A 26,722-nucleotide genomic window follows, 5' to 3' on the forward strand; every position below is an offset into this window, starting at 1 on the left:
TATCCCCCGCTTTTTTTATAAAGAAAAAGAAGTGCTACTTGTAAGCACTTCTTTCTATTTATTATTTTGCTTCCACTTTGTAAATTCAAGAAATTCACGAAATTGTTCTTTGGAGACACCAGAGTTCATTGCATCTTTAACGAGTTGTGTCCATTCGGAGTCTAGGTTAGTTTCCTTTGTTGTTTCATCATGAAGTAAAGTATCAACTGGAATTTGTAGAACTGCTGCGATCTTTTCAAGAAACTGAATGGAAGGGTTTTTTTGTAAATTTCGTTCTATAGAACTAATGTAAGATTTAGCAACGCCAGCTTTTTCGGCAAGTTCAGTTAATGAAATCCCTTTTTGTAAACGAAGGCGTTTTATACGTTCTCCAATCATATTTGCGCACCTTTCTATCAATATGTAGTTGTCTTATGATGTCATTATTATAACATAAACTTCGTTAAAAAGAACAAACCTATTGAGCCTGACTGGATGGCTTCATACGTTGGAAAAATTGCTCGATGTCTTGCATGGCGATACCGGCATCTAGAGCTTCAAGTATTAAATCAATCCATTCTTGATCCAGTGCGTCTGTCTTATCTTTGTACAAATGTAATTCCTCCCTAATTATCGGTCATAATTGCTGCTACAGAATACATGATAATGCAATCGGATTTTGTGTTTTATATAGTGAATTATCAAATATTGTGTAGATGAAACAAAGATAAAATCCCCATTAAACTCCCTCTATGGAAATTATAAATTGTTCGATAAAAACTTTCAATATTTTCAGAAAACATTGTTGAATTGTGATATATTCGTATGCTAACTATGAAATTTTTACAAATATATTAAAAATATTACATAATATGACTAAATATTGAAAAAATATTGAATTTTTAATAAAATTCAATTTGTAATACATATTATTTATTAGGGGAGGAAATAAGGGATGAACAAGAAACCGTTCAAAGTTTTGTCATCAATCGCTTTAACAGCTGTATTAGGCCTTTCATTCGGAGCTGGCACTCAATCTGCATATGCTGAAACGCCTGCGAATAAAACAGCTACGAGCCCAGTTGATGATCACTTAATTCCGGAAGAACGTTTAGCAGATGCGCTAAAAAAACGTGGGGTAATTGATTCGTCAGCTTCAGAGAAAGAAACAAAGAAAGCTGTCGAAAAGTATGTAGAGAACAAAAAGGGTGAAAATCCTGGGAAAGAAGTACCAAATGGGGATCAACTTACGAAAGAAGCATCTGATTTTTTAAAGAAAGTGAAAGATGCGAAAGCAGACACGAAAGAAAAATTAGATAACCCTGCAACAGGAACACCTGCAGCGACAGGCCCAGTTAAAGGCGGTCTAAATGGTAAAGTACCAACTTCTCCAGCGAAACAAAAAGACTATAACGGTGATGTACGTAAAGATAAAGTACTCGTTTTACTTGTAGAGTACGCTGACTTTAAACATAATAATATCGACAAAGAGCCTGGATATATGTATTCTAACGATTTTAATAAAGAACATTATGAAAAAATGTTATTCGGCAACGAGCCGTTTACATTAGATGATGGAAGTAAAATTGAAACGTTTAAACAATATTACGAAGAGCAATCTGGTGGTAGTTACACAGTGGACGGAACAGTTACAAAATGGTTAACAGTTCCTGGTAAAGCTGCTGATTACGGTGCAGATGCTGCTAGCGGCGGTCATGATAATAAAGGACCAAAAGGCCCACGTGATTTAGTAAAAGATGCATTAAAAGCAGCTGTAGATAGCGGTCTTGATCTATCAGAGTTTGATCAATTTGATCAATATGATGTAAATGGTGATGGAAATAAAAATCAACCGGATGGTTTAATTGATCACTTAATGATTATTCATGCAGGTGTTGGACAAGAAGCAGGTGGTGGTAAATTAGGTGATGATGCAATTTGGTCACATCGCTGGACAGTTGGACCAAAACCATTCGCAATTGAAGGTACACAAGCGAAAGTTCCATATTGGGGTGGAAAGATGGCAGCGTTCGACTACACAATTGAACCAGAAGATGGAGCAGTTGGTGTATTCGCGCATGAATATGGTCATGATTTAGGTTTACCAGATGAGTATGATACACAATATAGCGGTGCTGGTGAGCCAATTCAAGCTTGGTCTATCATGAGTGGCGGAAGCTGGGCTGGTAAAATTGCAGGTACAACACCAACGAGCTTATCACCACAAAATAAAGAGTTTTTCCAAAAAACAATCGGTGGTAACTGGGCAAATATCGTAGAAGTAGATTACGAGAAATTAAATAAAGGTATCGGCCTAGCAACATATTTAGACCAAAGTGTTACGAAATCTAACCGTCCAGGTATGATTCGTGTTAACTTACCAGACAAAGATATAAAAACAATTGAGCCGGCATTCGGAAAACAGTATTACTACAGCACAAAAGGTGATGATCTTCATACGAAGATGGAAACACCACTGTTCGATTTAACAAATGCAACGACTGCAAAATTTGACTTCAAATCATTATATGAAATTGAAGCAGAGTATGATTTCCTTGAAGTACACGCTGTAACGGAAGATGGTCAACAAACGTTAATTGAAAGACTTGGTGAGAAAGCAAATAGTGGAAATGCAGATTCGACAAATGGAAAATGGATTGACAAATCATATGATTTAAGCCAGTTCAAAGGTAAGAAAGTAAAATTAACATTTGATTACATTACTGATGGTGGTTTAGCATTAAATGGTTTCTTACTTGATAATGCTTCATTAACAGTAGATGATAAAGTAGTATTCTCTGATGACGCAGAAGGTACGCCACAATTCAAATTAGATGGTTTTGCTGTTTCTAACGGAACAGAGAAGAAAAGCCATAACTACTATGTTGAGTGGAGAAACTATGCTGGTTCAGATAACGCGTTAAAATTTGCACGTGGTCCAGTATATAACGCTGGTATGGTTGTATGGTATGCAGATTCAGCTTACACAGATAACTGGGTAGGTGTACATCCAGGACACGGTTTCCTAGGTGTAGTTGATTCTCATCCAGAAGCAATTGTAGGAACTTTAAATGGTAAACCGACAGTGGAAAGTAGTACGCGATTCCAAATCGCAGATGCGGCGTTCTCATTCGATAAAACGCCAGCTTGGAAAGTTGTATCTCCAACGCGTGGAACGTATACGTATGATGGTTTAGCAGGTGTACCGAAGTTTGATGATTCTAAAACGTATATTAATCAACAGATTCCAGATGCAGGACGTATTTTACCGAAGCTTGGTCTGAAGTTTGAAGTAGTAGGACAAGCTGATGATAATTCTGCAGGTGCTGTTCGTTTATATCGTTAATACTGTAAAACTACCGAGAGATTTTCTTTCGGTAGTTTTTTTGTGAGCAATGAATTTTATATAGCTGAAAAAGTCATATATAATGTAACCTTAAGAATAGAAATTTGTTATATATGAAGTCTATATAAATAATGAAAGAATTGGATAAAAATAGTGGGAGAAGGTGAGTGAATGAGTATTTCCTCTATTGTAAGTAGGCAAAAGGAATATTTTTTAAAAGGGCATACGAGAAGCATCGAAATGCGAAAGAATAATTTGAAGAAGCTTTATGAAGGCATTCAGCATTTTGAAGAAGAAATATTTCAGGCATTGAAATTAGATTTAAATAAGTCAGTTCACGAGTCGTTTACAACGGAAGTTGGATATGTATTAAAAGAAATTTCCTTTCAATTGAAACATATTTCATCGTGGAGTAAACCGAAACGAGTTCGAACAGCACTTACTCATTTGGGATCAAAAGGAAAAGTAGTGCCAGAACCGTATGGTGTGACGCTTATTATTGCACCGTGGAACTATCCTTTTCAATTAGCAATTGCACCACTTGTAGGAGCACTGGCAGCTGGAAATACAATCGTTTTAAAGCCGTCAGAGTTAACACCAAGCGTTTCAAAAGTGCTTAAGAGAATGTTAGATGAATTATTCCCAGAAGAGCTTGTAGCGGTAGTAGAAGGTGGCGTTGAAGAGAGTACATCTTTGCTGAGGGAACCGTTTGATTATATTTTCTTTACTGGTAGTGTTGGCGTTGGAAAAGTTGTAATGGAAGCAGCAGCGAAGCAGTTGACGCCGCTCACTTTAGAACTTGGCGGGAAAAGTCCTTGTATTGTACATAAAGATGCAAAGATAGAGATGACAGCAAGAAGAATTGTTTGGGGTAAGTTTTTAAATGCGGGGCAGACGTGTGTAGCGCCTGATTATATGTATGTGCATTCTTCCGTGAAAGAAAAGCTAATTGAGGCACTGCGACATGAAATTATAGAGCAGTATAGTAAAGAACCTTTGCAAAATGAAAATTATGTGCGTATTGTAAGTGAGCGCCATTTCGAACGATTATGTGGATTTTTACAAGATGGTCAAGTCGTAATTGGTGGAAACTATAAGAAAGATACATTACATATTGAACCGACAGTACTAGCGGATATTACATGGAAAGATACTGTTATGGAAGATGAAATTTTTGGTCCGATTTTACCAATCATAGAGTACGACAACATAGAAGATGTAATTGGCACAATCCAGCAACATCCGAAGCCGTTAGCGTTATATGTATTTTCTGAAGATAAAGAAGTACAAAAGAAAGTGACGAGTAATATTTCATATGGTGGAGGCTGTATTAATGATGTTGTCTATCATCTTGCCACGCCATATTTACCTTTTGGGGGTGTTGGAAGTAGTGGATTAGGGGGTTATCATGGGAAAGAAAGTTTTCGGACTTTTTCACATTATAAAAGCATTTTAGCCCAATCTACAGCATTCGACATGAAAATTCGTTACTCTTCTACAAAAAGTGCTTTAAAATTCATACGAAAGTTGTTAAAATGATGATGGTGTTTATCAGTAGGCGTAGCCGTATGATAATAGCCCCTTCGCAATGGAAGGGGTTTTTCTGTTCGACGTTATGTATCATGCGAAAATGAATCAAACATACTACATAAAGAATAGAAACGAACGCTTGTTAAATAACCATTTTTGTTTGGATCGAAACAAAAAAATAGTCTATAGAACATAAATATTTATTCATGAATATAAAAATTTAAAATTTAAGGTAGATAGGACGGGAAAATGAAAAAGATTATTAAAGTTGAAGCAGTTGAAAAACATTTTGGAAATCAAGTGATTATCCCACCTCTTTCTTTAGATATTAAAGAGGGAGAGTTTTTAACAATTTTAGGGCCGAGTGGCTGCGGGAAAACGACTTTACTTCGTATGATCGCAGGATTTGAAACTCCAACTAAAGGGAATCTTTTATTAGATGATGAAAGAATTAACGATTTGCCGCCATATAAGCGTCATATGAACCTAGTGTTCCAACATTACGCACTATTCCCACATATGACAGTAGAGAAGAATATTTGTTTTGGTATGAAAATGCAGAAAGTATCAGCAGCAGAGCAGAAAGAGCGTGCTGAAGAGGCAATGCGTTTAACGCAGTTACTTGAGTTCCGTAATCGTAAACCTGCGAAGCTTTCTGGTGGACAACAGCAGCGTGTTGCAATTGCAAGAGCGATTGTAAATAATCCGCGTGTATTACTATTAGATGAGCCACTTGGAGCGCTTGACTTTAAGTTACGAAAAGACTTGCAACGTGAATTGAAAAACTTACAACGTAATTTAGGAATTACGTTCATATACGTAACGCACGATCAAGAAGAAGCAATGAGCATGAGCGATCGTATTGTCGTTATGAATAAAGGACATATCGAACAAATCGGAACGCCGAAAGAAATTTATAATAAGCCGAAAACATTGTTCGTTGCGACATTCATCGGTGAAAATAATATTGTGAAGAACGGGGAAGGCTATGTAGCAATTCGCCCTGAAAATGTAAAAGTACGTTCGGTTGAAGAACCAATTTTAAAAGAATACCATCTTGGACATATTGAAGATATTGAGTTTGTCGGAAATATGGAGAAGCTTTATGTACGTGATGAGAAAACATCAGAATTACTAATGGCATATCAAACTGCTGAAGAGGCAGCGCAGTGGAGCATTGGAGATAATGTATATGTAGGCTGGGAGCAAGAGGACGAGGTGACCTTAAATTGAAAAAAGGGAAATTACTCGCACTACCTACAGTCGCGTGGCTGTTAATTTTCTTCCTAATCCCGCTCGTATTCGTATTAGGATTCGCCTTCATGCAGCGCGGAGCTTACGGGACAGTAGAAATGCAATTTACGCTGGAGAATATATCCCGTGTATTTGATCCATTGTACTTAGGAACGTTATGGGAAACTGTTAAGATCGCAGTTATTACAACAGTAATATGTTTATTAATTGGTTATCCGTTTGCGTATACAATTACAATTGTTGACCGCAAATACCGCTCTATTCTTTTATTATTGGCAACGATCCCGTTTTGGATTAACTTTCTTGTTCGTTCATACGCATGGATTGTTATTTTACGTTCACAAGGTCTTGTGAATACGTTGTTATTAAAGCTTGGCATTATTAGTGAACCGTTAAATTTATTATATAATACTCCTTCTGTAATACTCGGAATGGTCTATTCTTTATTACCATTTATGATTTTACCAGTGTATGCAGCAATTGAGCAGCTGGATAAGCGTAAGCTAGAAGCGGCTTATGATTTAGGAGCAACACCAATAAAGGCATTTTGGAATATAACAGTGCCGATGACGATGTCAGGAATTGCGACTGGTTCTATTTTAGTATTCGTTTCTTCTATCGGAATGTTTGTTGTATCAGACGTGATGGGCGGATCGAAAGTAGCATTAATCGGAAACGTTATTCAAAATCAATTCTTAGGTGCACGTGACTGGCCGTTTGGATCTGCGTTATCGATTATCGTTGTTCTATTCTCTGTTCTGTTAATTTACTTATATTATCGTGCAACGAAAGTATATAAATATAATGAGAACGGAGGGGAATAGGCAAAGATGAAGAAGTTTTTAGTTTCTTATTCTTGGTTAATTTTGTTATTCTTGTATTTTCCAATGATGGTTTTAATGGTCTATTCTTTCAACGACTCTCGCATTAATGCGGAGTGGGAAGGTTTTACATTCCATTGGTATACAGATTTATTTCAAAAACAAGATGTTATTGATGCATTTGTAAATAGTATTACGATTGCAGTTATAACAACGATTGTGACAACGGTACTTGGTGTATTCTTTGCAATTGCTTTACATCGTTATAAATATCGTTTCGAAGGGGCTATTAATGGCCTTGTATATTTACCAATTTTAATTCCTGATATTTTAATGGGATTATCTTTACTAATTCTTTTCAGTCAGTTAGGAATGGAACTTGGACAAACAACGATTATTATTGCACATATTACATTTAGTATTTCGTTTGTTGTTGTTATTTTAGCTGCGCGTCTTTCAAGTATGGGACGTGACTTAGAAGAAGCTGCAAATGATCTAGGAGCAACACCTTGGCAAACGTTTCGTTATGTAACGTTCCCAGCAATTGCACCGGGAGTTATTTCGGCAGCATTATTAACATTCACATTATCAATTGATGATTTTGTAATTAGTTTCTTCGTATCAGGACCAGGATCAACAACATTGCCACTATACATTTACAGTATGGTTAAGCGCGGAGTATCACCAGAAATTAATGCTCTTTCTACAATTTTAATTGTTGCTATCGTAGGATTAATGGTTCTATCTGAAATCTTCCGGAACAAAGGTGCAGATGGTGAAGAAAACTCTGGAGGACACCTTCCTTTATAATACGAACGATATAGAAAGTACAAGGGGGTAATAAACCGATGAAATTAATGAAAAGAATAGCTGGCGCAGCAATTAGCTTTAGCCTTGTTGCTGGTGTGCTTGCTGGTTGTGGTGAAAAGAAAGAAGAATTAAATATTTATAGTTGGGCTGACAATTTTGATGAGCAAGTGCTAAAAGATTTTGAAAAGAAGTATAATGTGAAAATTAACTATGACAAGTACGCAAGTAATGAAGAAATGCTTGCGAAATTACAAGCTGGTGGCGCAAAGTATGACTTAATTCAGCCGTCGGATTACATGGTTAAAACAATGGCGAAAATGGACTTATTAGCGCCGTTAGATAAAAAGAATATCCCGAATATCGAAAATATGGTTTCTAATTTTAAAACACCTGCGTTTGATCCAGAGAATAAATATTCTTTAGTGTACACTTGGGGTGTAACAGGGATTGCATACAATAAAAAGTATGTGAAAGAAGCACCTACAAGCTGGGCGGACTTATGGAATGAGAAATATAAAGGACATGTAACGTTACTGAACGATTCTCGTGAAGTATTAGGAGTGGGTCTTAAGAAGCACGGGTTCTCAAACAGTACGAAAGACGATGCACAATTAAAGACAGCAGCAGATGATTTAAAGAAGCTGCTTCCAAACTTATTAGCATTTGATACAGATAACATTAAACAAAAATTCATTACAGAAGATGCTTGGATCGGAACAGTTTGGTCTGGAGATGCAGCATTTATCGCAAAAGATAATAAAGATGTAGAATATGTTGTACCAAAAGAAGGCGGCACAATTTGGGCTGATACGTTAGCAATTCCAAAAGGTGCAAAACATAAAGAGCTTGCTGAGAAATTTATGAACTACTTACTAGATGAAAAAGTAAGTGTGAAAAACTACGAGTCAATTGGTTACAGTAATCCAAATGAAAAAGCTCATCCTCTTCATAGTAAAGAATACCGTGATAATCACATGATTTTCTTAACGAAAGAAGAGTTAGATCGTACAGAATGGCTTGTTGATGTAGACGATAAGTTAAAAGACTATGATCGTTACTGGACAGAGCTAAAAACAAAAGGTAAATAAGCAAGGAAATGCGGTTTCTAAAGTAGAAATCGCATTTTTTCATAGTAGGAGGAAATCGTTTGAAGAAGAAGTTACATCAGTATGAGGTAATGTGTATCGGTTTGTTATTTGCTGTATTTGGTATTGTTGCTTGGCGCGTACATGCAGGTGGCGTTACAGTGATGGATACATATGTCCGTGGATTAGTAAGAGGGCTACAAACGGAAAGTTCGCTTACATTTTTCTCGTACTTTACAAAATTGGGATCAGCAATTGGGATAGTCGCTACGCTCGTTATAAGTTTGCTTGTTTTTTGGAAGAAGCGTTATTATGCTGCGATGATTGTATATCCAATGGGAATTTTAATAACACATCTTGTGAATAAAGGGATAAAAGAGATTGTAAAGAGAGAACGTCCGTCATTAAATGAAGCGCTAGATGCACTTGGGTATAGTTTTCCTAGTGGACATGCAATGTTATCGATTATGACATTTGGATTTCTTACTTATATCATTGCTGCTAATTTGAAAAGCGTAGCTGGGAAATGTGTCACAACGATTTTGATGGGTATAGTAATTCTATCGATTGGATTAAGTAGAGTCATTTTAAATGTACATTACCCAACTGATATTTTAGCTGGTTACTGCGTAGGTGGTATTTTGTTAATTATCGCGATTTACTACCATCGTTTACTTACTGAGAGATTAGGGCTTAATAAAGAGAGATAGAAAAACGTCTGGAAAAACTATTATTATAGTTTTTCCAGACGTTTTTTGTTTATATCAAGATGTGATACAGTATAAGTGACAATTGAATTATGTAAAGTAGGTGAAAATGTGTGAAGACAAATGTACATAAAGTTGATAAGTGGGGGAAGTTAGGAGCCTTTTTGTATCAGTTTCGTTATACAGTAATTGTAGCGTTACTGTTGCTCGCAATCGCACTTGGGATTTTTGCTCCAAAGCTACCGGGAGTATTAGGTGGTGACGGTTTCCAAACGGAAGGCGACTATCAAAAAACGAAAGAAATTTTAGATAAAGATTTTAAGAAGTCTCAAGATACGCTGCTGCTCGTTTTTGAGAAAAATAAAGATGCTTCGCATGAGGAATTTAAAAAGCGAATAAATGAAATTGTAAAGAATGTTCAAGAGAAAGAGAACTATGAATCTTTCCATCACCCAATCCAAAATAAAGAAATGCTACAAGATGACATCGGCTATGCGACAATTTTATTTTCCGGGAAAACAAATAAGGAACGAATGGAAAAGACATTACAATTTGCTGATGAGATTGAGAAAGAAAGTAATATAGCATTAAAAGTAACACCTACAGGGTTTCCGAAAATTAATAAAGAGATTAATGAAAGAACGCAAAATGATTTAAAAGTAGCAGAGATGATTGGATTACCAATTGCGTTTCTTGTATTACTATTTTCGTTTGGTAGTCTTTTGGCATCAATTTTACCGATTTTGAATGGGGCGCTTAGTGTTATTAGTACGATGGGTATATTGTATTTCATCGGTGTTGATAAAGAACTATCTATTTTCGTGTTAAACGTTGCACCGATGATTGGACTTGCATTATCTATTGATTTTGCGCTATTATTTGTGAACCGTTTTCGAGAGGAAGTTGCTAAACGAACGGTAAAAGAAGCGATAGCAATTACATATCAAACGGCAGGACGTGCGATTGTATTTTCAGGATTATGCGTATTTGTTGGGTTATCCGGTTTGTTTTTCTTTAAGATAGATTATATTCAATCTGTCGCGATTAGCGGAATGATTGTTGTCATTATGAGTATTTTATTCTCACTCACACTTCTTCCAGCACTATTATCGTTAATCGGTAAAAGAATATTAAAAAAGAATCAAGTAGCACATACGCCGGCAAAAGCATGGCGTAAATTTGCACAATTTGTGATGAAACATCCAATTGCAATGATTATTGTTGTTACAACATTTATTGTTATTTGCTTATTACCGTTACGTACAGCTAATTTGCAGTTCCCTGGTGTTGAAGCTTTACCTGAAAAGAGTGATACAAGGATTGCATATGAAAAGTATGAAGAAGCATTTAATGAAACTGTCAAAACACACGCTGATGTTACATTAGTTGTAGAGACGAAAAAAGATATGAAAGAAAAAGAAAGTCTACAAAAGATAGAAGAAGTCGTTCAAAAGTTAAAAGATGATAAGAAAGTACATGAAGTAAGAAGTTTATACGACGGGTTAACTGGAATGAAAGCAGATCAAGTTGTTGGAATGTTGCAGTCGCCAGAATCAGCGAAACTAACTCCTGTATTTGAAGCATACACGCAAGGGAATAAGACGACGATAGAAATCTTTTTGAAAACAAAACCACGTACAGAGACTGCAAAACAGTGGGTACGTGACTTTAAAAAGAACTATAAAGAAACGGATGTTACGTATTATCTAGGCGGAATGACGACGTTTCAACAAGAATTAGAAGATGAAATTAAAGATAAAGTTGTAATTGGTATGTCTGTTATATTTGGATCGACCTTTGTTATATTATTATTTGCATTCCGATCTATACTCATTCCAATTAAGGCAATTGTTATGAATATACTTAGTTTAAGTGCAACCATTGGAATTGTTGTTTGGTTATTTGAAGGTGGTCATTTCGGTTTAGAAGCAAGTCCGGTTCTGTTTGTCTTACCAATCTTCATTTTTGGCCTCGTATTTGGGCTTAGTATGGATTATGAAGTATTTCTTATTTCACGTATTCATGAGCTCTATGAAGAAACAGGAGATAACGATCAAGCAACGTTAGAAGGGCTCGTTTCAACAAGTAGAATTATTACATCAGCTGCTTTAATAATGATTGTTGTAACTGGTGCATTCGCATTTACTGATATTTTACCAGTAAAGCAGATGGGTCTTGGCGTTGCATTAGCAATATTTCTTGATGCAACAATTATTCGTCTTATGCTCGTACCAAGCTTAATGAAGTTATTTGGAGACTGGAACTGGTGGTTACCATTTCGAAAAAAAAGAGAAAAAGCATCATAAAAAATGCTCATCAATATGATGAGCATTTTTTATGAATAGCAAAGCCTACATTTTGCAAATAGTATGTGATAAGAACATTACATAATAAGTAGGTGAAGGCAATGTTTCGTTATTTTAAGTTTAAGTTAAATGATACAGTACAGTTTGCCGAGAACGATGGGCATATGTATCGCATTGTCGGTTATCGGTTAGAAAAAGGGTTTTATCCAAAAGATGAATGGACTCATATCATTTATGAACTACTTAGAGAATTTGACGGGTATACGATGGATGCAGAAGAGGAAGAACTTGTAAAGGTCGTTCAAGTAGAGGATGAGTATTACAAAATACAAGAAGTATCAGGTTATCGCTATCCAGTAAAAATGAAACAAAAACAACAAGTGATGAAAATAGAAAAGATGGACGATTTATTAGATGCTTACAATGATTATAAAAGGTTGGCGGATTTCTTTAAAGATTTATCGTATGAACAAAAAGCTGAAGAAGTATTGTTAGAAATGAAAAGACTTAGAGCTTGAGGGGCAGTCTATTATAAGACTGTCCTCTATTTTTGACGGTGCATCAAAGTGTGTTTTCCGTTACAATGAGAGAATCAATAGAAATAAGGTGATAAACAGTATGGAAACAAAGAAAAAGGGTGAATGGTGTGAAATTACCGTTCCAGCTAAATGGAATGGTATAAGTATTGAATCGGTATTAAAAGTAGAATGGGAAATACCGAAAAAGCTATTACATCAGCTTCGTATGGAAAAAGGTGTTACGGTTAACGGGGAACAAAGAAGATGGAATGAGCTTTTAAAAGAGAACGATAAGTTACAAGTCCATATGTTTGCGGAGGAAGAGTACGGTGTAGATCCAGAATATGGTGAATTACATGTAGTATACGAAGATGATCACGTACTTATCGTAAATAAACCAGAGCAAATGGACACGCACCCTGCTGAAAAAGGTGGAACCGGGACGCTTGCAAATCTTGTTGCTTTTCATTTTCAAATGCAAGGTTTAGAGACGAAGGTGCGTCATATTCATCGTTTAGATAAAGATACGACAGGTGGTGTCGTGTTTGCTAAGCATAGAATTGCTGGTTCAATTATGGATCGCTTATTAATGGAAAGAAAAATTAAAAGAACGTACGCAGCGCTCGTTGAAGGGAAAGTAAAGAAGAAAAAAGGAAAGATTGATGCTGCTATCGGAAGGGATCGCCATCATGCTACAAGGCGTCGTATTTCTCCAAAAGGTGACCAAGCTATCACATATTATAAAGTAGAAAAGTATTTTAAGAAGCAAAACACGACTTTCGTAACGTTACAATTAGAAACGGGTAGAACACATCAAATTCGTGTTCATATGAGTCATAATGGTAATCCATTAGTTGGGGATGTATTATATGGTGGACAAACAAAATATATGTCCAGTCAGGCATTGCATGCGATGAAGATAAATTTCTTGCATCCAATTACGAAAGAAGCGATTGAAGTTGATGTGCCGTTTCCTACAAAGTTAAATAATAAAATAAAAGAATTTCAAAAAGAAAATGCGTAAAGTATAAGTTTTAACTTGAAAAAAGTAGATTTTTGCAGGGATTTCTCTAAAAGAAGCGAAGCCGTTAAGAGAAAAGAGAGGTGAGAATCACTTGATTAAATATAAGTATGTACTGGGAATATTTTTCGCTTGTCTTTTACTTACTCTATTTCTCTATCCCTATTTACCAAATCGTATGGCAGTACATTGGAATGTAAATGGTCAGCCAAACGAGTTTATGAGTAAACAAGTCGTTGTAGCATTTATTCCCTGTTTTATTATTTTTTCATATGGATTTTTGTATATTATTTCACATAATATATTTAAGTTTAATGAAAGAGAGCATGGTATTATAGGCGGATTTATAAAGAAAATTACGTTATTTATGTTGTTTATTCATACGCTTATCCTCTTTATTAATTTTGGGGATTTGATATCCTTTCAAACAGGATTAACGATTGGGATTAGTATGTTTCTTTTTATGCTGAGTAAAGAATTTAAGAAAATAAAAGGCAAAGAAAAAGAAAAAGATCCAATTAAATTACAAAAAATTTGTTTAGTGAGTAGACGGATTTTTCAAGTGATGGCATGTGGCATATTGTTTTCATTGTTTTTGAACTTAGAGTGGGGATTTTATGTATTGCTTAGTGTAATAAGCTGTGGATCTATGTTGTTTATGTTATATATTTTCTATTCATACATAATAGAAAGCTATGAAACTTAAAAAAGAGTCTTCTCATTATGAGAAGACTCTTTTAATCTATTTACTTCGTAATAAATTGTTGTGTCCAGTAGTTGCCGCTTTCTACATAACCAACACCGATGTGAGTGAAGCCGTTATTTAAGATGTTTGCACGGTGTCCAGCGCTGTTCATCCAAGCTTGTACTACTTCTTCAGGTGTACGTTGACCTTGAGCGATGTTTTCACCTGCAGATGTATAAGAAATACCAAATTTCTTCATCATGTCAAACGGAGACCCGTATGTAGGGCTGTTATGATCAAAGTAGTTGTTTTTTTGCATATCTTCAGACTTAATACGTGCTACTTTGCTTAATTCAGTATCGATTTTTAGTGCTGGTAAGCCTTGTTTTGCACGCTCAGCGTTTGTTAATTCAACAACACGTTGTTCAAACTCGCTTAAAGATTTTGCTTCTTCAGCAGGCTTTTGCTCAGCTGGTTTTTGCTCAGCTGGTTTTTGAGTATTGTTGTTTTCAGCAGGCTTTTGAGCTTCTGGTTTTTGAACTTCTTCAGCAGGCTTTTGCTCGGCAGGTTTTTGCTCAACTGGCTTTTGAGTTTCTGGCTTAGCTGTTGGTTGCTCAGTTACAACATTTTCAGTAGGTTGTTGACCAGGAATGAAGCAGTTTGGTTGGAAGTTTCCTTGTTGCCATTGTGCTAATGATTCAACTCCCATAGATTGTAAGAATGCTTGTAATTCTTGTTGGCTCATTTGTTTCATCATCACTTTTGAATGCTGAATATTTTGAACCTTTACGTTAGATGGTTGTACTGTTGCAGCTTGTGCATCTAGAGAAGATACTCCTAAAGTAAGAGCTGTTGCAGCAGCTACAGATAATAAAACACGCTTTTTCATGATGTGTGTCCCCCTATATAAAGTTTTAATTTGTTTTCACACGATTTGTTTTTGACAGCCTGTCTGACTGACAAATTCATCGTAGCATACAATTTGCGAGAAAAAAGATGGAAAAAAATTCATAGACTTTAAAATTACCTAATTTATCCTAAGAGAAGAAGGGGGTAAAAATAAGAGAAATATAGAGTATAAAAGGAATTTATAGTGTTTTTATACTTGGTTTTAAGAGGGGATTTTTGGATAAAGTTACCTAAATAGAAAATGAAGAATCCTATTGTATCAATGGTTTGAACGATTTTTCGAGGAATATAATGGATTGATTTTTACAAAACTGTAATGTTTCTGTTGTTCTTTTTTATAATAAAGTAACATATTTTTAATGTTGTAGCAGACAAAAAAGCGGCTATCTCTTTACATAGACGAAGGAGATAGCCGTTTTCCTATTATTACGTATGTTACGAGTTATTACGAGTTAGTTTCAATTGCTTCTAATAATAAATCCACAATGTGAATTCCTCTCATTTTATGAGAAAGCCCTTCTCGCTCAATGCCCAATTTCATTTGTAATAAACAACCTGGATTTGCAGTAACAATGGTTGCTGCTTCTGTTTCATGCACACGGTCCATTTTGTAATCTAGAAATTCCATTGATAACTCTGAATGAACAATATTGTAAATACCAGCAGAGCCACAGCAGCGGTCGGCATCTTTCATTTCTCGATATGTTGCACCTTGGATAGCCTCTAGTAACATACGAGGTTCAGAAGATGTGCGCATAACATTGCGTAAATGACAAGAGTCTTGATACGTAATAACCTGCGGCGTGAGTCGTAAGTCAGTTCGCTTATGGAAGTCTAGTTCTACTAGTATAGCAGTAATATCTTTAATTTTAGAAACAAACTGCTTAGCACGTTCAGCCCAATCCGGATCATCCTTTAAAAGATAATCATAGTCTACAAGATAAGCCCCGCAACCACCTGCATTCGTAATAATATAGTCGATGTTTAAATTTTCGAATGCTTTTATATTTCGCTTTGCTAATTCTTTTGCTCCACTCTTTTCACCAGCATGTCCATGCAATGCACCGCAGCAACTTTGTGTTTTCGGAATAACGATATCACAACCAGCTAATTGAAGAAGTTTCATCGTTGCATTATTTGTTTCTAAAAACATCGTATCCATTAAGCAGCCTGTAAAGAATGCAACTTGTTTTTTCTTTGTACTTTCTGCAGGTAAAAATGAAGGACGATCTTTCATCGCTTTCATTTTAGGGACTTTTGGTAAAACGAGATCCATCGTTGCAAGGGTTTCAGGGAATAACTTCATAATCCCTGTTTTATGTGTTAGCGTTTGTAAACCAGAACGTTGATAAAATCCGATTAGTCCAGTTAATGTTCTCATTCGATTTTGATGGGGGAATAATCCTTCAAAAACGACTTTTCGAACAGCTTTCACTGGCACTGAGAATTTTTTATTTTGATTAATAATATCACGAGCTTCTTCTAATAAATGTCCATAATTTACACCAGATGGACAAACAGGCTCACAAGCACGGCAACCAAGACAAACGTTTAATGTATTTTCAACATCTTCATCTGGTTCGATTAAACCATCAACGACTGCTTTCATTAATGCAATACGTCCGCGCGGTGAATGTGACTCTTTATATCCGGATTGAATGTAGGTAGGACAAGTAGGTAAACAAAAACCGCATCGCATACAGTTTAGTAATTCATCTTCACTTAATCGTTCTTTAAATTCTTTTTGAATATTTTCTTTATTTAATGTGGTCATCGCTCAACCACCACTCTTTTTCGAGTGTCTTTCGCGAACATTTTTCCAGGATTCATAATGTTATTTGGATCGAAAGCTTGCTTTATTCCTTGCATAGCTGCAATACCTTCTTTACCTAATTTCATTTCTAAATATGGAGCTTTCATTGCACCAACACCATGTTCACCAGTAATTGTGCCACCAAGTTCAATTGCTTTCGCAAATATTTCAGCAAAAGCTTGCTCAGCTCGGTGCATCTCTTCTGCATTACGAGCGTCTGTCATACAAGTTGGATGTAAATTACCATCACCAGCATGTCCAAACGTACAAATAGGAATATTATATTTTTTTGCAATGGCATTAATAGCTTCAACCATCGGAGCGATTTGTGAACGTGGTACAGTCGCATCTTCTAATATTGTAGTAGGTTTTAATCGTGCGAGCGCTGATAGAGCACTACGGCGAGCGGTACGAAGCGCACCTGCTTCTGTTTCACCTTTTGCAACGCGAACATCAACCGCATTCATAGAGTGACAAACGTTAGCCATTTTTTCAATATCTCGATTGACTACTTCGGGCGGACCGTCTTGTTCGATTAATAAAATTGCTTTTACATCTGTAGGTAAACCGATTTGTGCAAACGCTTCTACTACTTCAATTGTCGGTTGGTCTAAAAACTCCAGTGTTGCTGGAATGATTTTATTTGCAATAATAGAAGAAACAGCACGTGCAGCTTCATTAATATCTTCATATAGTGCAAGCATTGTTTTCTTTGTTTCAGGCATAGGAACAAGTTTTAATATAGCTTCTGTTACCACGCCAAGTGTTCCTTCAGAACCGATAAATAAACGAGTTAAATCGTAACCAGCTACATCTTTTGCTAATTTACCACCAGTGCGAATAATATCGCCATTTGGTAAGACAAGTTCAAGCCCCATTACATAATCACGTGTTACGCCATATTTCAAACCGCGTAATCCACCTGAGTTTTCATTAATATTACCGCCGATTGTAGAAATTTTCATCGAGCTTGGATCTGGTGGATAAAATAAACCTTTTTCTTCTACCGCTTTAATAATATCAAGTGTAATGACACCAGCTTGTACAGTAATTGTTAAGTTTTCTTCATCAATTTCTAAAATATTGTTCATATGGCGGAAAATAAGGACGATACCGCCTTCAAGTGGACATGTTCCTGCGCAAAGGTTTGTTCCAGACCCGCGCACATACACAGGGATTTTGTGAGTGTTACATACTTTTAACACTTCAGCTACTTCATTTGTATTACGAGGAGCAATGACTGCATCAGGCATTGCTTGGAAGTTTGGAGTGGCATCATAACTATAAGTTAAACGCCCCATATTGGATGTATCTACATTATCTTCGCCAACAATAGATACGAATGAATGAATAATTTGTTTTTCTAACATTGGAAATCCCCCTCAAACTGTTAACGTGTTTAGTTATAATAAACAACGTGGTAACAGTGCTTTCATTATAATGATAAAAAAGTCGAGGGATTCTTTCTATGTATAATCATCTAAAGATTAATCTGTTTTATCATTCTTTTTTGTGTAATTATCTAATAGGAGAAGTGCGAAGTACAAAACGTTTAAGTCTTTGAATTGTTTTGGATCAAGTCCTGTATGTTCTTCAATCTTTTTTAGCCTGTAATGTAATGTGTTAATGTGTATATGTAATTGTTTAGCCGTCTGTTTATAAGATTGGTTATAATCGATAAATAAGCGTAAAGTTTGCATAAGCTCAGGAAATGATAATAAGTTTTCGATGGTACGCTCTAGAAATTGTTCACGCGTTTCGACAGAAATATCTTGTAAACACATTTCTAAACGTAAATCTTCATTAAATACAATTTTTTTCGTCTCCAATGATACAGAAAGAGCGCGTAATGCTTGTTCGTAACATATGCTCATATTGTTTGGGGTAACTGTTTGTCCAATCCCTATATATAAAGGAATAGAAAATAAAGTTTCGCAGTCTTGTTTTAACCGTTTTAAAAATTGATAAGTTTGTTCTTTGGAGCTCATCGCTGTAAATAAAATAAAACGATCATTTCCCCAGCGAACAAATAGATGCTCTTTTGTTAAAATATTACGTATGTGTTGCCATATTTTACGCTGGAGCATCGTGTCATTTTTGCCAATAGAAAACAAAATAAGTTGTTTTTTCTTATATAAATCAATGCCAAGTGTTTTGGCGCGATCAAGAAAACTTGGAGACCACTCTGTATTTTGAAGCCAATCAAAGACAAAAGCTTCATAAGAACGGTGCTCAAGTTCTAGTTGCTCTAAAAAGTAGTTTTCATGAATTAATAATTCGGTCATCTTACGCAATATTTCTCCGTAGCGTGAAATATTTTCAGGTTCTCCTGTAATTCCAATGACACCAATTACTTCATCATGAAATAATAAAGGAAGATTCATCCCAGCCTTTACACCTTGCAATCGCCTTTCATCTTCTTTTGTAATGATGACGGTTTTCTTTTGTTTGGCACAGCGGAGTGCACCTTCATGAAATTGACCAATTCTTTCTGTATCTGTACTTGCGATAATAACGCCTTCCATATTAATGATAATAATATTTTCTGTAATTAGTCTGCGTACTTCTCGTACAATTTTATTCGCTAAATCAGGAAATAGCATAATTGACACACCTCAAATTCTATTTGTTGTACATTATATATGTAAATTGAGTAAGAAAGGGAAATTTCACACTTTCCACACATTTATTTGTTATTTTACAATTATAACGAAATCATCCGAAGATGGAGGGAATCTTTTGAGAAAGTATGTTTTTCTTCTCTGTTTTTTATTTCTACTAGTAGGGTGTCAAGGAAGTTCATATACACCAATTGCTAAAGATAAAAATGTTATTATAACTACGAATATAAAAGAAGGCAGCATTAGTTTTATTGATAAAAAAGATAAAAAGTTAATTACGACATGGGAACTAAATGAGCCAATGGCCGGAATCACACTGCTTCCAAATGGCGATGAAATACTTGTATACGGTAAGCAATTAGAATATATGTATGTATATTCACTAGCGGAAGGAAGGCAAGTGGGAAAATATAAAACTGGAAAGGGCATTGTAAATGTGGTCGTATCAGCAGATAAAAAACAATTATTTGCTGCTGATCAAAATGTTCAAAAGGTAAGGTTCTTTACGATAAATGGGAAAGAGACAGGAAATGTTTCAACAGGAAAAGGGCCTATAACGATGGTAGAGTATCAGAATCGGTTATCTGTACTAAACTTTTATGATACGAAACTAACGACAATTGATACGAAGAAAAAAGAAGTTATTCAATCCTTTATGATTCCGCCAGCATCAACAGGAGCGACGATTAGTCCTGATGGGAAAGAAATATGGATTGGCGGACATGGTGATGGAAATCAAGTAAATGAGAAAGTGTTAGTGTATTCTTTACAGAGTGGAGAAATGGTGCGTTCTTTACACGCTCCATTTATGCCTGTGAATATAACGAGGGATAGTAAGTACGTATATGCACTCAGTCATGGGTCGAATACACTTAGAAAGTTTGATATTAGAACATATAAAGAAATAGCTTCTGTAGAAGTAGGGTCGAATCCATTTGCATTTTTTGAGAGCGGAGCAGAAGGGTATGTAGCCAGTTATGATAGTGATGAAGTGTGCGTTATAGATATGAAGAATTTGAAAATAAAACAAACAATTAAAGTCGGAAAAGGACCGTTTCAACTCATAGAGAGGGAAGGGAAGGACAATGAATAAATATAGAGTGCTAGTTGTAGATGATGAAAGTGATATGAGACAGCTTGTTGGAATGTATTTGGATAACTTTGGATATGAGTGGGGAGAAGCTGAGAATGGAAAAGAGGCTCTTAAAAAACTAGAAACGGATCATTATGATTTCGTTGTATTAGATATAATGATGCCAGAAATGGATGGACTTTCAGTTTGTAAAGAAATTAGAAAAACGTCAGATGTGCCGATTATATTTTTAACGGCAAAAGGTGAAGAGTGGAATAGGGTGAACGGCTTACGTATGGGAGCAGATGACTATATTGTAAAACCGTTTAGTCCTGGTGAATTGGTTGCCCGTATGGAAGCTGTGCTAAGAAGATATACAAAGCAAGAACAGCAAGAAGAGATTCAATTTGGACCAATTCTTATCAATGAAAAAAGTAGACGAATAGAGGCGGATGGTGAGTCGATTTCTCTTACTGTAAAAGAGTTTGATTTATTATATTTTCTTTGCCAACATACAGGACAAGTATTTAGCCGGGAGCAATTACTTGAAAAGGTATGGGGATATGATTATGCCGGAAGTACAAGAACGGTAGATACGCATGTGAAAACGATGCGCTTGAAGCTTGGAGAAAGTGGAAACTACATTCAAACTGTTTGGGGTGTAGGCTATAAATTTGAGGTGTAACGTATGTTTACGATGGTACAAAAACTTTGGCTTACAGTAGTATGTGCAGTATGTGTAACAGTGTCCTTTCTTTATTTCGTATCTTTATACTCGTATGAAAAATTATACGTTGATAATTTAAAAGCTTCGTTAGTAATGGAAGGAAAAAGTCTTGCTGCTCAATATGATAAGCGTGAAGGAATATCAACTTTTGAAGAGAAAGTAAGATCGTTTGATCAAATATCTAGTTCAGACGTTATTTTCGTGTCTAATCCGCGTGATTTAAGCGCATGTTTGCCTTTTGATGTGCATCATCATTCTCTTATAAGTGAAGGAGATAGGCAAACGCTATTAGACGGGAAAACTGTGACAAAAATAGGATATGAAGAACATTTTGACCGTAATATTATGGGGGTTGTCATCCCTGTATTGGAAAATAAAAAATTAGTCGGAATTGTCTATTCGTATATTCCTTTAAAAAGTATAAAAGATTTAATCTATGATATGGGTCTTATTTTAGCACCGTTAGCAATTGCTATGATTTTAATTACGATATGGGTTGGAAGGAAAATTATAATTGCAATTACGAAGCCACTTTCGCAAATGGAGCGGGTTGCAAATCATTTGGCTACGGGAGATTTTTCGGAGCGGATTACAGTTTCTTCAGAGGATGAAATTGGACGATTAGGAAAAGCATTTAATAAAATGGCAAATTCATTAGAAACAGAAGATGTAAAGCGTAAGGAATTTTTAGCAAATGTTTCGCATGAACTTAGAACACCACTTAGTTATATAAAAGGGTATAGCGAGGCTATTTTAGATGGTGTTGCAAAGGGACCGCAGCAGGAAAAAGTAACGCAGCTAATTCATAAAGAAGCAGGTCGTATGCAGCGTCTCGTTCATGACTTGTTAGACTTAGCACAATTAGAAGGTGAGCACTTTCCGTTAAAGAAGCAACCTATCGTTTTTTCACAGCTGATTGAAGACGTATTAGATACGTATGAGATTAAGTTTATAGAAAAGGAAATTCATATTTCAACTAATTTAAATCCAGAGGTCATTGTCATGATTGATGAAGATCGTATGCAACAAGTGCTTCATAATGTGTTAGATAATGCGATACGGTATACAAATCAAAAAGGAAATATCGTTATAACTTTAGAGCAAATCGATGATTACTGTGAATTAAAAATAAAAGATACAGGAATTGGTATTGATATAGAACATTTGGAGAATCTTGGAGAACGCTTTTACCGAGTTGATAAAGCGAGAAGTCGTCAACATGGTGGAACAGGTTTAGGCCTTGCTATTGTGAAACAAATTGTTCATATACATGGTGGACAGTGGAAAATTGAAAGTGAAAAAGATAAGGGAACAACGGTTATTATTAAACTGAATGTACAGGATGAGGGGAGCATGTTCTAATTTTTAGGACATGTTCTTTATATTGAAGAAAATATTTATCCCGCTATTCGCCGGGCAGTAAGACCCTCACCTCAAAATTCAACGGAAGCAAAGAAGTTAGGTGGAGGCCCTGCTGCCCGTAAAAGTCCGATTCGTGAGGGCTAATAATCAGTGGGCGATGAACAAAACCCCCACTGATTAAAGTTTCACTTTATACGTAAAAATATAAATTAATATGTAATAAATATCGAAAATTTGACTATTTTATGAACAAAACATTTGTACTTCTTATCAATTCGGTCTAAAATAGTTATGATGCAAAGTTCTTATAAATCGTTTCAATTGTTGTTTGGAAGATACTGAGGTGATTTAACTGGAGTACAAATCTATTAAACCGAAAAAAATTTACGAAGAAGTATCTGAAGCTATTTTAACAATGATTAAAAATGGTACGTTAAAACCTGGTGACAAACTACTCCCTGTGCATCAATTAGCTGAGCAGTTTCAAGTTGGCAGATCTGCTGTTCGTGAAGCGCTAAGTGCGCTAAGAGCGATGGGCTTAATTGAGATGAAACAAGGAGAAGGTACATATGTGAAGAACTTCGATTCTTCTTCATTAACGAAATCATTAAACAATAGATTATTAATGAAGAAAGAAGATATTTTGAATTTATTAGAAGTACGAAAGGTGCTTGAAGTGGGGGCAGTTCGAGTAGCGGCGGCAAAACGTACGGAAGATAATTTACAAAATATGAAACATTGGTTAGATGAAATGGCAAAGAGCATTGGAGATGAAAAGGCTGGCGAAAAAGCCGATTTTCAATTTCATATGGGAATTGCAGAGTCTTCGCATAATAACATTTTGCTTGAACTCATGAATCATGTTTCAGAGATGATTGCTGAAACAATTGGTGAATCAAGACGCATTATTTTATATGGTGAACAAACGACATCAGAACGACTTATAGAAGAGCATCAAGTTATATATGATGCGGTGTTAAAACAAGATGTAGAATTAGCGCAGCAAGCAATGCTAGATCATTTAACAAATGTAGAACATATTGTCACAGGTAAAAACGATATAAATTCGTAATTTAATCTTTTAAAAATTTAATTTTCTGATAAAATAGAGAAAGATTAAGTAAGCGTTTTCTTTAGAAGAGGGAGAGGATAGGCCATGGTTGAGCCTATTTCTTCTCTACTAAGTCATCTGATGACCATATGTTTGTTGGTGAAGTTGTAAAAAGGGGGAGTAATAGTTATGAAAGTTACTTTATTTGTTACTTGTTTAGTCGATATGTTTGAAACAAATGTCGGCAAAGCAACAGTTGAAGTGTTGGAGCGTTTAGGTTGTGAAATTGAATTTCCAGAAGCACAAGTTTGTTGTGGTCAGCCTGCTTATAATAGCGGCCATGTAGAAGCAGCAAAAGAAGCGATGAAACATATGATTGAAACTTTCGAAGATGCAGAATATATTGTTACGCCATCTGGTTCTTGTGCGACAATGTTTCATGAGTATCCGCATGTTTTCAAAGATGATCCAAAGTGGGCTAAACGTGCACAAAAAGTTGCTGATAAAACTTATGAATTTACACAGTTTATTGTAGATGTTTTAAAAGTTACAGATGTTGGTGCAAGTTTACCAGGGATAGCTACTATTCATAAATCATGTCATATGACGCGTATGCTTGGAGTAAAAGAAGCACCAGGAATTTTATTATCAAATGTAAAAGGATTAACTGTGAGAGATTTGCCAAACGTGCAAAATTGTTGCGGGTTTGGGGGAACGTTTTCAGTTAAGATGACTCCAATTTCTGAGCAAATGGTAGACGAAAAAGTAGATAGTGTCATGGAAACAGGTGCAGATTATTTAATCGGTGCAGATTGTGGGTGTTTGTTAAACATTGGCGGACGTATTGAGCGTTTAGGAAAAGAAGTAAAAGTAATGCATATTGCTGAGGTACTGAATAGTCGCTCATGAAGGGGGAACATAAGCTATGTCTATGAAAATCAGTGAGAAAAAATTTAATGATCGCGTTGGTGATGGAATTCAAGATTCGTTTATGCGCGGAGCAGTATCTTCTGCACAAACGCGTTTATATACGAATCGCTTAAAAGCTGCAGATGAATTAGGAAACTGGGAAGAGTGGCGTGAACTAGGTGAACAAATTCGTCAACATACGTTAGAAAATCTGGATTATTACTTAATGCAGTTAAGTGAAAATGTATCAAAAAGAGGCGGACACGTGTACTTTGCGAAGACGAAAGAGGAAGCTGCAAAGTATATTCAAGACGTTGCCAAAAAGAAACAAGCGAAAAAAGTAGTAAAATCAAAGTCGATGGTAACAGAAGAAATTAGTATGAACCATGCGCTTGAAGAGATTGGCTGTGAAGTGTTAGAGAGTGACTTAGGAGAGTATATCTTGCAAGTAGATAACGATCCACCTTCACATATTATTGCACCTGCACTTCATAAAAATAGAACGCAAATTCGCGATGTATTTAAAGAAAAGCTAGGCTATGAAAATTCTGATGACCCATATGAAATGACAAAGTTTGTTCGTAAACAACTTCGTGAGAAATTTATGGATGCAGAAATTGGTGTAACTGGTTGTAACTTTGCTGTTGCAAATACTGGATCTCTTTGTTTAGTAACGAATGAAGGTAATGCAGATCTTGTTATGTCAATTCCTAAAACACAAATTGCGGTAATGGGTATGGAACGTATGGTTCCGACAATGGAAGAATTAGATGTTTTAGTTGGTTTACTATGTCGTAGTGCAGTAGGTCAAAAATTAACAAGTTATGTAACAGTAGCAGGACCAATTCAAGAAGAGGAAGTTGATGGACCTGAAGAATTCCATTTAGTGGTTGTTGATAATGGTCGCTCTCAAATTCTTGGATCTGAATTCCGCTCCGTATTACAATGTATTCGTTGCGCTGCTTGTGTTAACGTATGTCCTGTATATCGTCACGTTGGTGGACATTCATATGGATCGATTTACTCAGGACCAATCGGTGCGGTATTAACACCGCTTCTAGGTGGATATGATGATTACAAAGAGCTTCCTTATGCATCTAGTTTATGCGGAGCATGTACAGAAGCTTGTCCAGTAAAAATTCCATTGCATGATTTATTATTAAAACATCGTCAAGTCATCGTTGAGCAAGAAGGTCGTGCACCACTTGCAGAAAAACTAGCGATGAAAATGTTTAGTATGGGTGCTTCTTCAGCTGCTTTATATAAAATGGGTTCAAAAATGGCACCAGCGGCAATGAGTCCATTTACATCTGGTAATCGTGTATCAAAAGGTGTTGGACCACTTAAAAACTGGACGGATATTCGTGAATTCCCAGCTCCAAGTAAAGAACGATTCCGTGATTGGTATAAAGATCATAAGAAAGGCGGGGATAAATAATGACAGGATTAATTCAAAACCGTGATGCCTTTCTAGATAACATTGCAAAAGAACTTGGGCGCGCACGTAAAACAGAAGGTGTAGAGCGTCCAGTATGGAAAAGTAATGTGAATATAGAAACGTTAAAAGATTATTCACAAGAAGAATTACTAGAAGTGTTTAAAAAGCAATGTACAAACATTCATACAACTGTAGTAGAAACGACAAATGACCGTTTAGGTGAAGACCTTCAAAAAGTAATCATGGAAAACGGCGGGGGACCTATTTTATTATCAGCAGATGATCGTTTTGATGCATATGGTTTAACATCTTTATTTAAAGAAGAACTTCCAAAGCGAGACGTTGAAGTAAACGTATGGGATCCAGAGAGAAAAGACGAAAATATGCGTTTAGCTGAAAAAGCGAATATTGGTATTGCATTTAGTGATTATACATTAGCCGAATCTGGTACAATTGTTGTACAAAGTCATAAAGGGCAGGGACGTTCTTTACACTTTTTACCGACTGTATATTTTGCTATTATTCCACGTGAAACACTTGTGCCTCGTATTACACAAGCAGTTCAGGATATGAACTCACGCGTAGAAAATGGGGAGACAGCGGCATCTTGTATTAACTTTATTACAGGGCCAAGTAACTCGGCTGACATTGAGATGAATCTTGTTGTCGGAGTACATGGACCATTAAAAGCAGTATATTTCATCGTATAAAAGAGGGGAAAGCAGGCCGGAAAATGGCCTGCTTTTTTAGTAGAATAA

General features: G+C 35.9%; 24 protein-coding genes. 18 read left to right on the top strand and 6 right to left on the bottom strand.

What is annotated here, in order from left to right; translation table 11 throughout:
- Positions 1 to 54: 54 nt before the first annotated feature.
- Positions 55 to 378, bottom strand: coding sequence for a helix-turn-helix domain-containing protein (locus ACTFRU_RS09695; protein ID WP_000578884.1), 324 nt, complete (start codon positions 376 to 378; stop codon positions 55 to 57).
- A 79-nt stretch (positions 379 to 457) separates the two neighbouring features.
- Complete coding sequence (locus ACTFRU_RS09700) at positions 458 to 592, bottom strand: anti-repressor SinI family protein (RefSeq protein WP_000276219.1); 135 nt, start codon at positions 590 to 592, stop codon at positions 458 to 460.
- Between the two features lie 342 nt (positions 593 to 934).
- Between ACTFRU_RS09700 and inhA1 the strand changes: the two genes are divergently transcribed.
- From inhA1 to ACTFRU_RS09755, 11 genes are all read left to right on the top strand, one after another.
- Positions 935 to 3,325: a M6 family metalloprotease immune inhibitor InhA1 gene (gene inhA1 / locus ACTFRU_RS09705; RefSeq protein WP_001035936.1), complete on the top strand. Its 2,391-nt coding sequence runs from the start codon at positions 935 to 937 to the stop codon at positions 3,323 to 3,325.
- 171 nt (positions 3,326 to 3,496) lie between these two features.
- Positions 3,497 to 4,864: an aldehyde dehydrogenase gene (locus tag ACTFRU_RS09710; RefSeq protein ID WP_000028370.1), complete on the top strand. Its 1,368-nt coding sequence runs from the start codon at positions 3,497 to 3,499 to the stop codon at positions 4,862 to 4,864.
- A 240-nt stretch (positions 4,865 to 5,104) separates the two neighbouring features.
- Positions 5,105 to 6,088: a spermidine/putrescine ABC transporter ATP-binding protein PotA gene (gene potA / locus ACTFRU_RS09715; protein WP_000720333.1), complete on the top strand. Its 984-nt coding sequence runs from the start codon at positions 5,105 to 5,107 to the stop codon at positions 6,086 to 6,088.
- On the top strand, positions 6,085 to 6,933 hold the full coding sequence (potB, locus tag ACTFRU_RS09720; RefSeq protein ID WP_000715500.1) for a spermidine/putrescine ABC transporter permease PotB: 849 nt from the start codon (positions 6,085 to 6,087) through the stop codon (positions 6,931 to 6,933). The genes potA and potB overlap by 4 nt, the downstream gene beginning before the upstream one ends.
- A gap of 6 nt (positions 6,934 to 6,939) precedes the next feature.
- Positions 6,940 to 7,740: a spermidine/putrescine ABC transporter permease PotC gene (gene potC, locus ACTFRU_RS09725; protein ID WP_000714192.1), complete on the top strand. Its 801-nt coding sequence runs from the start codon at positions 6,940 to 6,942 to the stop codon at positions 7,738 to 7,740.
- A 38-nt stretch (positions 7,741 to 7,778) separates the two neighbouring features.
- Entirely contained in the window at positions 7,779 to 8,828 is a 1,050-nt protein-coding gene (gene potD / locus ACTFRU_RS09730; RefSeq protein WP_000772485.1) for a spermidine/putrescine ABC transporter substrate-binding protein PotD, read from the top strand.
- Between the two features lie 59 nt (positions 8,829 to 8,887).
- Positions 8,888 to 9,535, top strand: a complete 648-nt coding sequence (locus ACTFRU_RS09735; RefSeq protein ID WP_000727792.1) for a phosphatase PAP2 family protein — start codon at positions 8,888 to 8,890, stop codon at positions 9,533 to 9,535.
- A gap of 110 nt (positions 9,536 to 9,645) precedes the next feature.
- Positions 9,646 to 11,838 carry an MMPL family transporter gene (locus tag ACTFRU_RS09740; RefSeq protein ID WP_000856409.1) on the top strand — a complete coding sequence of 731 codons (2,193 nt, stop codon included), beginning with the start codon at positions 9,646 to 9,648 and terminating at the stop codon, positions 11,836 to 11,838.
- A 101-nt stretch (positions 11,839 to 11,939) separates the two neighbouring features.
- Positions 11,940 to 12,356 carry a hypothetical protein gene (locus ACTFRU_RS09745; protein ID WP_000490301.1) on the top strand — a complete coding sequence of 139 codons (417 nt, stop codon included), beginning with the start codon at positions 11,940 to 11,942 and terminating at the stop codon, positions 12,354 to 12,356.
- Between the two features lie 100 nt (positions 12,357 to 12,456).
- Positions 12,457 to 13,380, top strand: a complete 924-nt coding sequence (locus tag ACTFRU_RS09750) for an RluA family pseudouridine synthase (protein ID WP_000448349.1) — start codon at positions 12,457 to 12,459, stop codon at positions 13,378 to 13,380.
- A gap of 91 nt (positions 13,381 to 13,471) precedes the next feature.
- Positions 13,472 to 14,083 (top strand): DUF1648 domain-containing protein, encoded by a 612-nt coding sequence (locus ACTFRU_RS09755; RefSeq protein WP_006917704.1) that lies wholly within the window; start codon positions 13,472 to 13,474, stop codon positions 14,081 to 14,083.
- Positions 14,084 to 14,123: 40 nt separating this feature from the next.
- Here ACTFRU_RS09755 and ACTFRU_RS09760 read toward each other — a convergent pair whose 3' ends face one another.
- The 4 genes from ACTFRU_RS09760 to ACTFRU_RS09775 all read right to left on the bottom strand — a co-directional run bounded on the left by ACTFRU_RS09760 (position 14,124) and on the right by ACTFRU_RS09775 (position 19,396).
- On the bottom strand, positions 14,124 to 14,951 hold the full coding sequence (locus tag ACTFRU_RS09760) for a CAP domain-containing protein (protein ID WP_000747596.1): 828 nt from the start codon (positions 14,949 to 14,951) through the stop codon (positions 14,124 to 14,126).
- 465 nt (positions 14,952 to 15,416) lie between these two features.
- Complete coding sequence (locus ACTFRU_RS09765) at positions 15,417 to 16,745, bottom strand: (Fe-S)-binding protein (protein WP_006917711.1); 1,329 nt, start codon at positions 16,743 to 16,745, stop codon at positions 15,417 to 15,419.
- On the bottom strand, positions 16,742 to 18,154 hold the full coding sequence (gene glcD / locus ACTFRU_RS09770) for a glycolate oxidase subunit GlcD (protein ID WP_440037623.1): 1,413 nt from the start codon (positions 18,152 to 18,154) through the stop codon (positions 16,742 to 16,744). The genes ACTFRU_RS09765 and glcD overlap by 4 nt, the downstream gene beginning before the upstream one ends.
- Positions 18,155 to 18,271: 117 nt before the next feature.
- Positions 18,272 to 19,396, bottom strand: a complete 1,125-nt coding sequence (locus ACTFRU_RS09775) for a CdaR family transcriptional regulator (protein ID WP_139849163.1) — start codon at positions 19,394 to 19,396, stop codon at positions 18,272 to 18,274.
- 127 nt (positions 19,397 to 19,523) lie between these two features.
- Between ACTFRU_RS09775 and ACTFRU_RS09780 the strand changes: the two genes are divergently transcribed.
- The 7 genes from ACTFRU_RS09780 (at position 19,524) to ACTFRU_RS09810 (ending at position 26,674) form a co-directional block, all read left to right on the top strand.
- On the top strand, positions 19,524 to 20,498 hold the full coding sequence (locus tag ACTFRU_RS09780; protein ID WP_001234152.1) for a YncE family protein: 975 nt from the start codon (positions 19,524 to 19,526) through the stop codon (positions 20,496 to 20,498).
- Positions 20,491 to 21,162 carry a response regulator transcription factor gene (locus ACTFRU_RS09785; RefSeq protein WP_001046397.1) on the top strand — a complete coding sequence of 224 codons (672 nt, stop codon included), beginning with the start codon at positions 20,491 to 20,493 and terminating at the stop codon, positions 21,160 to 21,162. Before ACTFRU_RS09780 ends, ACTFRU_RS09785 begins: the two co-directional genes overlap by 8 nt.
- A 3-nt stretch (positions 21,163 to 21,165) precedes the next feature.
- Positions 21,166 to 22,566, top strand: a complete 1,401-nt coding sequence (locus ACTFRU_RS09790) for a sensor histidine kinase (RefSeq protein WP_000494796.1) — start codon at positions 21,166 to 21,168, stop codon at positions 22,564 to 22,566.
- Positions 22,567 to 22,948: 382 nt separating this feature from the next.
- Positions 22,949 to 23,638, top strand: coding sequence for a FadR/GntR family transcriptional regulator (locus tag ACTFRU_RS09795; RefSeq protein WP_254904515.1), 690 nt, complete (start codon positions 22,949 to 22,951; stop codon positions 23,636 to 23,638).
- Positions 23,639 to 23,806: 168 nt separating this feature from the next.
- Entirely contained in the window at positions 23,807 to 24,526 is a 720-nt protein-coding gene (locus ACTFRU_RS09800; RefSeq protein ID WP_000869148.1) for a (Fe-S)-binding protein, read from the top strand.
- Between the two features lie 16 nt (positions 24,527 to 24,542).
- The gene (locus ACTFRU_RS09805; protein WP_000061930.1) at positions 24,543 to 25,964 is read left to right on the top strand and encodes a LutB/LldF family L-lactate oxidation iron-sulfur protein; all 1,422 of its coding nucleotides are present in this window, start codon (positions 24,543 to 24,545) and stop codon (positions 25,962 to 25,964) included.
- Entirely contained in the window at positions 25,964 to 26,674 is a 711-nt protein-coding gene (locus tag ACTFRU_RS09810; protein ID WP_000147187.1) for a LutC/YkgG family protein, read from the top strand. The genes ACTFRU_RS09805 and ACTFRU_RS09810 overlap by 1 nt, the downstream gene beginning before the upstream one ends.
- Positions 26,675 to 26,722: the final 48 nt, after the last annotated feature.

Origin of the sequence: Bacillus cereus group sp. MYBK220-1 (genome assembly GCF_051916445.1) — a bacterium.
Lineage (GTDB): Bacteria > Bacillota > Bacilli > Bacillales > Bacillaceae_G > Bacillus_A > Bacillus_A cereus.

What these genes read in the sequence shown, in the direction of transcription:
- ACTFRU_RS09695 (WP_000578884.1), bottom strand. Translation starts at nt 378, where the DNA reads ATGATTGGAGAACGTATAAAACGCCTTCGTTTACAAAAAGGGATTTCA.
- inhA1 (WP_001035936.1), top strand. Translation starts at nt 935, where the DNA reads ATGAACAAGAAACCGTTCAAAGTTTTGTCATCAATCGCTTTAACAGCT.
- ACTFRU_RS09710 (WP_000028370.1), top strand. Translation starts at nt 3,497, where the DNA reads ATGAGTATTTCCTCTATTGTAAGTAGGCAAAAGGAATATTTTTTAAAA.
- potA (WP_000720333.1), top strand. Translation starts at nt 5,105, where the DNA reads ATGAAAAAGATTATTAAAGTTGAAGCAGTTGAAAAACATTTTGGAAAT.
- potC (WP_000714192.1), top strand. Translation starts at nt 6,940, where the DNA reads ATGAAGAAGTTTTTAGTTTCTTATTCTTGGTTAATTTTGTTATTCTTG.
- potD (WP_000772485.1), top strand. Translation starts at nt 7,779, where the DNA reads ATGAAATTAATGAAAAGAATAGCTGGCGCAGCAATTAGCTTTAGCCTT.
- ACTFRU_RS09745 (WP_000490301.1), top strand. Translation starts at nt 11,940, where the DNA reads ATGTTTCGTTATTTTAAGTTTAAGTTAAATGATACAGTACAGTTTGCC.
- ACTFRU_RS09750 (WP_000448349.1), top strand. Translation starts at nt 12,457, where the DNA reads ATGGAAACAAAGAAAAAGGGTGAATGGTGTGAAATTACCGTTCCAGCT.
- ACTFRU_RS09760 (WP_000747596.1), bottom strand. Translation starts at nt 14,951, where the DNA reads ATGAAAAAGCGTGTTTTATTATCTGTAGCTGCTGCAACAGCTCTTACT.
- ACTFRU_RS09765 (WP_006917711.1), bottom strand. Translation starts at nt 16,745, where the DNA reads ATGACCACATTAAATAAAGAAAATATTCAAAAAGAATTTAAAGAACGA.
- glcD (WP_440037623.1), bottom strand. Translation starts at nt 18,154, where the DNA reads ATGTTAGAAAAACAAATTATTCATTCATTCGTATCTATTGTTGGCGAA.
- ACTFRU_RS09785 (WP_001046397.1), top strand. Translation starts at nt 20,491, where the DNA reads ATGAATAAATATAGAGTGCTAGTTGTAGATGATGAAAGTGATATGAGA.
- ACTFRU_RS09790 (WP_000494796.1), top strand. Translation starts at nt 21,166, where the DNA reads ATGTTTACGATGGTACAAAAACTTTGGCTTACAGTAGTATGTGCAGTA.
- ACTFRU_RS09800 (WP_000869148.1), top strand. Translation starts at nt 23,807, where the DNA reads ATGAAAGTTACTTTATTTGTTACTTGTTTAGTCGATATGTTTGAAACA.
- ACTFRU_RS09805 (WP_000061930.1), top strand. Translation starts at nt 24,543, where the DNA reads ATGTCTATGAAAATCAGTGAGAAAAAATTTAATGATCGCGTTGGTGAT.
- ACTFRU_RS09810 (WP_000147187.1), top strand. Translation starts at nt 25,964, where the DNA reads ATGACAGGATTAATTCAAAACCGTGATGCCTTTCTAGATAACATTGCA.